This is a genomic window from Methanospirillum sp., assembly GCF_035560735.1.
Taxonomy (GTDB): Archaea; Halobacteriota; Methanomicrobia; order Methanomicrobiales; family Methanospirillaceae; genus Methanospirillum.
Map to the genome: position 1 here is coordinate 1 of NZ_DATMYY010000140.1, position 7399 is coordinate 7399.

Below are 7399 nucleotides of genomic sequence, written 5' to 3' on the forward strand. Positions count from 1 at the left end.
AATATCAGTGTCCAAACTCGTGAACAACTCATCAGCTTTTTCGGTAGCCACAGCACCGGTAGGAGAGGCGCGGATATATCCAAGCCCTTCCATGACCCGGAGCGAGTATCGTATCCGGTGCTGAGGAACGTTCATGACTTCAGACAATTTGATGATGCCTATCGGCTGATGCTGCGCTACAATAGACAGAACTTCAAGATGCCTGCCGATTAATTCAATATCCCCTTTTATTTTCTTTAACATGGGCAGTTCACTCAAGCATTCTTATCAAGCCATTCTTTTGTCTTCAGATACTGCCTTCTGAAAATTATCGTGAGAAGTAGTGCGATAAGGAGAGAAACAACTGAACCTGGAACCCTCCATTGCGGGGGGAAGAGAAACAGGGCGATTACTCCGACAGCAAAGAAGAGGATTACTCCGTTCAAAATTACTGCTATGTGCCAGAATTTCCATTTAAACTGCTCTTTAGCAGACTCGTTCATTATTCATACATCAATTTTATCATAAAAGTACTTGTGGTCTCATCAGCAATGTGTAGAGGATGGACTACCTCGATGATCTTATTCTTCGGTCCGGTACATCCGCATACTGTTTGTTTGCCTCATCTGATGACCCAGATATGCGTTACCTCACCCATTTTGTCACCAACGATCCTGTTCCGGTCATAAAAAAAAGAGGGGAAAAACCCATCATGATCCTACCGATCATGGAAGCCGACCGGGCAGAACGTGAATCAATCGCGCAATGTATTACCAGGCAGCAGGCCGGGTACCAGGAGATAATTGCAACAGAAAAAGATCCCTTCAATATCACAGCTTCTCTGATTGAGAGATGTTCAGGTGGGGCTGTCATAGTCCCCCCTCAGTTTCCTCTTGCCCTAGCCCGGGCGCTTGAGAAAAAAATTCCAGTCCTTCTTGACGAACATTCTACAATCTCACAGATGCGATCTCAAAAAACCAGCGATGAGATCAGCCACATATCAGTTGTGCAAAATGCGACTGAAGAAGCAATGGAGCACGGAATAAACCTCATCAGGGGATCCACAATACGAAACGGACTACTCTGGCACGGCGAAAAACCGCTTACATCAGAACTGATACGGTATACCATTCATTCTATCCTCCTTTCTCGCGGGTGTGTTGCCAAAGACACCATAGTATCATGTGGAGAAGAGACTGCAATGCCTCATTGTACTGGAGAGGGACAACTCAAGGCTCATCAACCTATCGTGATTGATCTCTTTCCCAAAAGTGAAACGAGTGGCTATCATGCAGATATGACCAGAACAGTCTCAAAAGGAGAACCTTCAGGGAGGGTTTGTGAATTATATGAAGCAGTTCGCGATGCAGAGATCCTGGGAGAGAGTCTGATTTCGGCTGGTGTAAGCGGGGCTGAATGTTACCAGAAGGTCAGGGATTATTTCGATGACCAGGGGTTCAAAACTGATACGGAGGGGTTTATTCACAGTCTTGGGCATGGAATAGGCCTTGAGGTACATGAGAAACCAAGCCTCTCACCAGCTGGTGAAGAGTTGAAAGAAGGACATGTTGTTACTGTAGAGCCAGGCCTCTACTACCGTGGAGTAGGAGGGGTCAGGATTGAGAACATGGGAGTGGTCACAAGAAGCGGTTTTGAACGGCTTACAAATTTCCCAGTGGAGATGATTTTTTGAAAGAAGAGATATTTGAACGATATATACAGGCAGGAAAGGTGGCATCCACCATCCTGCGAAAGGGAGCAGACCTGATAAGACCTGATGGGTCACTTGCACAAACCGCTACAGAGGTTGAACAGATGGTAATCGATGCAGGTCTTGGAGTGGCATTTCCAGTGAACATCTCATTGAATGAATCAGCAGCCCATGATACACCTTCACCTGAGGATGATCGGACATTCAAAGCAGGAGACATGGTAAAACTGGATCTCGGTGTTCATCTGGATGGATATATCGCCGACACGGCATTAACAGTCGATCTTGGAGACCAGAACCTGCTGGTGGATGCATCAATCGCTGCGCGTGATGCAGCCATTGCCAGAGTCAAACCCGGAGTTACCATTGGTGAACTTGGAACGGCTGTGGCAGCAGAGATAGGCTCACGTGGATACAGGCCGATTGCAAATCTTACAGGACACGGACTTGACCAGTTCAGACTTCATATGGGACCAAATGTCCCAAACGTCGGTGGAATAGGAGGGGCAGTGCTGGAAGAAGGAATGGCAATTGCAATAGAACCGTTTGCCACCACAGGTACAGGTTATGTCAGTGACCAGAAGCGTGTTGAGATATTCTCACAGATGGCCTGGAAGCCGGTAAGAATGCCTACATCGCGGAAGATCCTAAAAGAGATTGAACCATTAAACGGGCTTCCATTCGCAAGAAGACACCTTAAAACACCAAAGCCGGACCTTTCCCTGCTGAGACTTGTCAGAGAAGGAGTACTTCACGCATATCCGGTCCTGTCAGATGTTCCAGGATCATACGTATCCCAGGCAGAACACACCATGATTGTCACCAGTGATGGGTGCGTAGTGACCACTGCATAACCTCTGAATAAAAATAACACGTTCATCTGTGATCAGCACTAACGATATGAGTTATTGACATGGCCCGTGACGAGGAGATCCTGGACCTGATCGAACTGCTTCTGGCGGCCGAGATATTTAACCAGAATCAGAATCTGGATATAAACGATCTAACCCCCATTGCACGTGAGATATATGGCGTTCAGAGTATGGAAGGAGAACGGGGACCCGTTGTAGTTTCGGAGAGCGCGCTACAGAAGGTTCTCGGTATTCCTGACGCCCATCTGCGACTTGAAAAGCATCCACTCACGGTGTATGAAGAATTTGGACACCGGCTCAGAATAACAACCCTTCCGGCGGGATTTAACTGGTTTATCAAACACAATGGGGAGAAACGAATACGAAAAAACCCTGTTCTCGCCTGGTATGCTGAAACAAACAACCTTATCTCAGATATTTCACATAGTGCAACCAGGGATATTAACCCAAGGTTTGAAGACAGCAGGGTGTCGCTGGATCGCAGAATATCTAGGATGCTTGCAGATGATGAAAAATTAAGGGCTGGCCTTGATCTAATCATCATCAGTGCTCCGGAAGAAGTTGAGCAGACTCTGGATGATATCATCTGTACATCTGACCAGGTTCAACGTATTCTCAAGCTGAAGGTTGCATTAGAAAACCTGGAATTTCTCAGGACACACCAGGTATTTGATATCGGAAAACTGCTCTTTATTGGCCCACCGGGAACAGGAAAAACATCTCTTGCTTTCGCTCTGACCCGGGTTTTCCACATGCCAATTCTTGAGGTGAGACTCCCGATGGTAACCTCCCAGTACCTTGGTGAGACATCCAAGAACATCGACCGGATCTTTGAAGTCGCACGTTCTCTATCTCCCTGCATTCTGTTTATCGATGAGTTTGACTTCCTCGCAAAAAGCAGGATTGGTGACGATCACGGAGCCATGAAACGGGCAGTAAACGCACTTCTCAAAAACATTGACAGGATAGGCCTTATCAGAAACAATGTGCTTTTGGTAGGGGCAACCAACCACCCTCAACTGCTGGATGAAGCTGCCTGGCGCCGGTTTGATGAAGTTATTCCCTTTGATCTGCCAGACCTGGCAACGAGACAACTTATTCTGGAGCGGCTTCTTCAGGGATTTTCATCAGGATGTGAGGTCAGCGCGGTGGCACGAGAGACTGATGGATACTCAGGCGCAGATCTCAAGATGGTTGTCCGTGAAGCGATACTTACCGCACTCATAGATAGCAGAACTCAACTGACAAACGAGGATCTGACAACTGGTCAGAATCTTATCAAGAACAGGGATGCTAGCAGAAACAAAAACTGTCAGGGATAAATCAGATGGAAATAACCCTGCTCGGTACAGGCGATGCAGTAGGTACGCCCCATGTCGGGTGTGATTGTACACAATGTACCTATGCAAAAAAGAACGGGATCGAACGGCTTCGAACCTCAATTCTAATCAGAAATAATGGCAACACTATCCTCATCGATACATCCCCTGATTTGAGAAGACAATTGTTACAGAATGGATCACCGCGGATAGATGCAGTCATCTGGACACACGGGCATTATGATCATTTTATGGGGTTCGGGGAATTTTACCGGGTACAGAGGATTCCACCTGTGTATGCAGCACCAGCCGTGATGAAATACTGTGGGGAAATCTACCAGTTCCTCATCCATGAGAAACAGGAAGTTCAGGTTTACACACCATTCACTCTTTTTGGGATTGAATTCACACTGGTAGAAGTCACACATCCAAATGTGTATACCTGCGGAGTAATCTTCTCTGATGGAAAGGTCAGGATAGGATATACATCAGACACAAATGAGCACCTTCCTGAAAAGACCCGTAAACTCTTAACCGGGATGGATCTCCTCTTCATAGACGGACTCTTCCCTTCATCTTTCAAAAAAGTTGCCAAGCATCTCAACTACGAAGAAGCAATAGATATTGCCGGGGAACTCAAGGCAAAGGATTTCAGAGTTGTTCATATGAGCCACTACCTCCCCTTTAACCTTCCTCACCAGGGCTATGACGGTGAACGATTCATCTTCTGAAGAGATGGCTGTAAGTTTATGAGTTTTGAAGACACACTAATCTGGAATGAATATAACCGTTCTTGAACTGAGTGAAGATAAGGTTAAAATTACCCTGATAGGTCAGGGGCATACGTTCATGAACGCCCTCATCAGTGAGATTCAAAAGGATCCAACTGTTGACGTAGCAAACTATGTCATTGAATTCCAGTTCTCTGATCCAGTGCTTACCGTCACGACATATGACAAAAAAGATCCGATCGCACCGATTGTCGCTGCATGCAACCGTCTCTCTGCTTCATGTAATGAACTTTTAAAGGACGTAGAAGCGGTAAAAAAATAACCTAATTTTCAGCCTTTATGGCTGTTCTGTAAATATAATCGAACCAGATATCTTTGCTATCCTGACTTTTAGTTTCTGACCTGGTTTTGCACCTTTTACATACACAATGTACTTACCGATCTTAGCGACTCCATCTCCACGACGTGAAGTAGACTCGATGTTGACCTCGACAATGTTTCCAGGCTCAAGGCTGCTGGTTGCCATTTCAGTCTTTGCTTTGCGTTTCCTGACCGGACGATGACTTCCACAGGCTTCACATTTGATTACCAGAACTCGATCATCCTTGAACAATTTTGTATCAGGTTTGCCGCACTCAGAGCAGATGACATAATCATCAACATAACTCTTGATGAGGGGGCTGAACATTGACTCCTCAAATTTTCCATTTAATATGATCCTGTTCCCATCGATCTTTCCGGCTGTACCAAGTTCGCCAAGGAAGAACTTCATGAGATGATCAGGGTCACGGCGGAGAGCACTGACAATATCGGTGAAATTTTCAAGGATGGTCGTTTTGCCCTCGATTGTAATTCGGGGTTCAGGATATGACCAACGCTCACCATCCTCGGAGGGCTCAGTCACCTCCTCGTATGCCTTATGTAGCAGGGCCTCATATAAATCGACCATGGTACTTATCATTTCTCCCGGAAACGGGATAAATATAAGGCCTTCACCAAGTATTACTCACGGTTTTTTGCGATGAAACTTTTTTATCAGCAAATCTCACCGAGTATCCCCACTAGAATAAAAACATGCTAAAAACAATAATACCTTCATCCAGAAATTTACGTGCCTCTATCACTATTTACTCCCCATGATACAGTTAGATCTTATTTTATGCTCTTTTTTTCAAACTGAACAATAGACAACCTATTAGTATCTCCAGTACTCAGATGTAGGAACCAGCTCAATCCCTACCATAAGACAGGAGCGATGATCATAACAAAAAATGCAGAGCGGGCCTTTGTCAGGGAACTTCCCGATGTACAATCCACCACCCCGGACGTAAGAATTAATCTCACACGGGTGGGCGTTAAAAACGTCAAAAAGATGGTGGAGGTATCCCGTCCAGGAAAGCGCCCGGTCATATTTATATCAAACTTTGATATCTTTGTTGACCTGCCAGGAAGCCTTAAAGGAGCAAATCTTTCACGGAATTTTGAAGTGATTGATGAAGTACTCCAGCAGGCAATTGAAGGAGAAGTCAAAGAGATCGAAGAACTATGCAGCATGGTAGCCAGAAAACTTCTCGACAAGCATGAGTATGCGGACAGGACAGAAGTCCTTATGCGAAGTGAGTTCATGGTTGCCGGCGAGACCCCGGTTACACGGACAATATGTCAGGAGGTTGTAAAGGTATTTGCCAGTGCAATAGCCAAGAGAACCTTTAAAGACCCTATTGTTCGTAAAAGCATCGGGGCTGAGGTTACCGGGATGACTGCCTGTCCCTGTGCTCAGAATATCATGCAGGAACGGGCACGAGAAGTCATGGAAGGGCTCAATATTGATACCGAAACTATTGAGAAGTTTTTCCATGAAGTCCCGATGGCTACCCACAATCAACGGGGAAGGGGATTCCTCTCCCTTGAGACTGATGATGAGAGCCATGTTCCACTTGATAAGATCATCAAGATATTAAAGCAGTCAATGAGCACCCCCATCTTCGAACTTCTTAAACGGGGTGACGAGGGGCATGTAGTTCTTGCAGCACACAAAAACCCGCGTTTTGTTGAAGACTGTGTTCGGGAGATGGCACGCCGTGTTCACGCCGAGTTTGGTGACCTTCCAGGTGACTCGGTTGTGACAATAGCACAAGACAACGAAGAAAGTATTCATCAACACGATGCTTTTGCAGAGAGGCAGGCCACAATTGCAGAGTTATCAGATGAGATCAACGGAGAGAACTCCTGAATCTCATCCTAAAAGAAAAATTACAACAAGGATACAAATTAGCAGTATTATCCCGGTAGCAAGAATCATTTGTTTCCGGGTAATCATACCCGTCCGGTTGAGTTCATTACGTATGACAGTGACATAAGCCTCATACCTAGGAAGTGACTCAATTATCTCGTTTAGATCTTCTTTTGTTACTTCATGGAAATGATGTGAACACTGATTCCGAAAATTTACGAGTATGATAAGATCCTGACGGGTCGCCGGATCGATCACATCATAATCTGAAAGACGCTTGAATATTGCTTTATTTCGTATCTCTTCTTCAGGACTTGCATATCCCCGATAGTACACAGTCTCTCTCCCTAGATCAATCAGGCGGTTTGAAAGAGCAAACAATACCATCGATAACGCATAAAAATTTCGACGATCCTTATCCTGGCGTGTCTGCTGAAGACTAATACTCCTGGCATCTCCAAGATACTGATAGATATCTGATATGATTTTACCCTGTTCTGAAGTGAGATCGTTACTCATATCTCTCAGGTAGTTGGGCAGGGATCAGGATAAGC

10 protein-coding genes are annotated in these 7399 nt (G+C 45.5%); 6 read left to right on the forward strand and 4 right to left on the reverse strand.

Annotation, left to right across the window (positions count from 1 at the left end):
* Together VN429_RS04270 and VN429_RS04275 are read right to left on the reverse strand one after the other, a co-directional pair.
* Positions 1-243, reverse strand: a 243-nt coding sequence (locus tag VN429_RS04270) for a hypothetical protein (protein ID WP_325630152.1), incomplete at its 3' end; no start/stop codon positions are given.
* Positions 244-254: 11 nt separating this feature from the next.
* Positions 255-482: a hypothetical protein gene (locus VN429_RS04275; RefSeq protein ID WP_325630154.1), complete on the reverse strand. Its 228-nt coding sequence runs from the start codon at positions 480-482 to the stop codon at positions 255-257.
* A 59-nt stretch (positions 483-541) separates the two neighbouring features.
* On the opposite strand from VN429_RS04275, the gene VN429_RS04280 reads away from it, so the two are divergent.
* The 5 genes from VN429_RS04280 to VN429_RS04300 are packed head-to-tail and all read left to right on the forward strand — an operon-like array spanning position 542 to position 4934.
* Positions 542-1672 carry a M24 family metallopeptidase gene (locus tag VN429_RS04280; RefSeq protein ID WP_325630156.1) on the forward strand — a complete coding sequence of 377 codons (1131 nt, stop codon included), beginning with the start codon at positions 542-544 and terminating at the stop codon, positions 1670-1672.
* A complete protein-coding gene (gene map, locus VN429_RS04285) occupies positions 1669-2544 on the forward strand; it encodes a type II methionyl aminopeptidase (RefSeq protein WP_325630158.1) in 876 nt (291 codons plus the stop codon). The genes VN429_RS04280 and map overlap by 4 nt, the downstream gene beginning before the upstream one ends.
* A gap of 59 nt (positions 2545-2603) precedes the next feature.
* Positions 2604-3884 carry an ATP-binding protein gene (locus VN429_RS04290; RefSeq protein ID WP_325630160.1) on the forward strand — a complete coding sequence of 427 codons (1281 nt, stop codon included), beginning with the start codon at positions 2604-2606 and terminating at the stop codon, positions 3882-3884.
* Positions 3885-3889: 5 nt separating this feature from the next.
* A complete protein-coding gene (locus tag VN429_RS04295) occupies positions 3890-4612 on the forward strand; it encodes an MBL fold metallo-hydrolase (RefSeq protein WP_325630162.1) in 723 nt (240 codons plus the stop codon).
* A 46-nt stretch (positions 4613-4658) separates the two neighbouring features.
* Positions 4659-4934 carry a DNA-directed RNA polymerase subunit L gene (locus VN429_RS04300; protein WP_109969992.1) on the forward strand — a complete coding sequence of 92 codons (276 nt, stop codon included), beginning with the start codon at positions 4659-4661 and terminating at the stop codon, positions 4932-4934.
* A 15-nt stretch (positions 4935-4949) separates the two neighbouring features.
* Here VN429_RS04300 and VN429_RS04305 read toward each other — a convergent pair whose 3' ends face one another.
* On the reverse strand, positions 4950-5561 hold the full coding sequence (locus VN429_RS04305; protein ID WP_325630165.1) for a translation initiation factor IF-2 subunit beta: 612 nt from the start codon (positions 5559-5561) through the stop codon (positions 4950-4952).
* Between the two features lie 306 nt (positions 5562-5867).
* Between VN429_RS04305 and mptA the strand changes: the two genes are divergently transcribed.
* The gene (mptA, locus tag VN429_RS04310; protein ID WP_109969993.1) at positions 5868-6845 is read left to right on the forward strand and encodes a GTP cyclohydrolase MptA; all 978 of its coding nucleotides are present in this window, start codon (positions 5868-5870) and stop codon (positions 6843-6845) included.
* A 3-nt stretch (positions 6846-6848) separates the two neighbouring features.
* On the opposite strand, the gene VN429_RS04315 is transcribed toward mptA, so the two are convergent.
* Complete coding sequence (locus VN429_RS04315; RefSeq protein ID WP_325630168.1) at positions 6849-7364, reverse strand: HepT-like ribonuclease domain-containing protein; 516 nt, start codon at positions 7362-7364, stop codon at positions 6849-6851.
* Between the last annotated feature and the right edge of the window lie 35 nt (positions 7365-7399).

Coding starts and splice junctions, on each gene's coding strand:
- VN429_RS04275 (WP_325630154.1), bottom strand. CDS start 482: ATGAACGAGTCTGCTAAAGAGCAGTTTAAATGGAAATTCTGGCACATA.
- VN429_RS04280 (WP_325630156.1), top strand. CDS start 542: ATGGACTACCTCGATGATCTTATTCTTCGGTCCGGTACATCCGCATAC.
- VN429_RS04290 (WP_325630160.1), top strand. CDS start 2,604: ATGGCCCGTGACGAGGAGATCCTGGACCTGATCGAACTGCTTCTGGCG.
- VN429_RS04295 (WP_325630162.1), top strand. CDS start 3,890: ATGGAAATAACCCTGCTCGGTACAGGCGATGCAGTAGGTACGCCCCAT.
- VN429_RS04300 (WP_109969992.1), top strand. CDS start 4,659: ATGAATATAACCGTTCTTGAACTGAGTGAAGATAAGGTTAAAATTACC.
- VN429_RS04305 (WP_325630165.1), bottom strand. CDS start 5,561: ATGGTCGATTTATATGAGGCCCTGCTACATAAGGCATACGAGGAGGTG.
- mptA (WP_109969993.1), top strand. CDS start 5,868: ATGATCATAACAAAAAATGCAGAGCGGGCCTTTGTCAGGGAACTTCCC.
- VN429_RS04315 (WP_325630168.1), bottom strand. CDS start 7,364: ATGAGTAACGATCTCACTTCAGAACAGGGTAAAATCATATCAGATATC.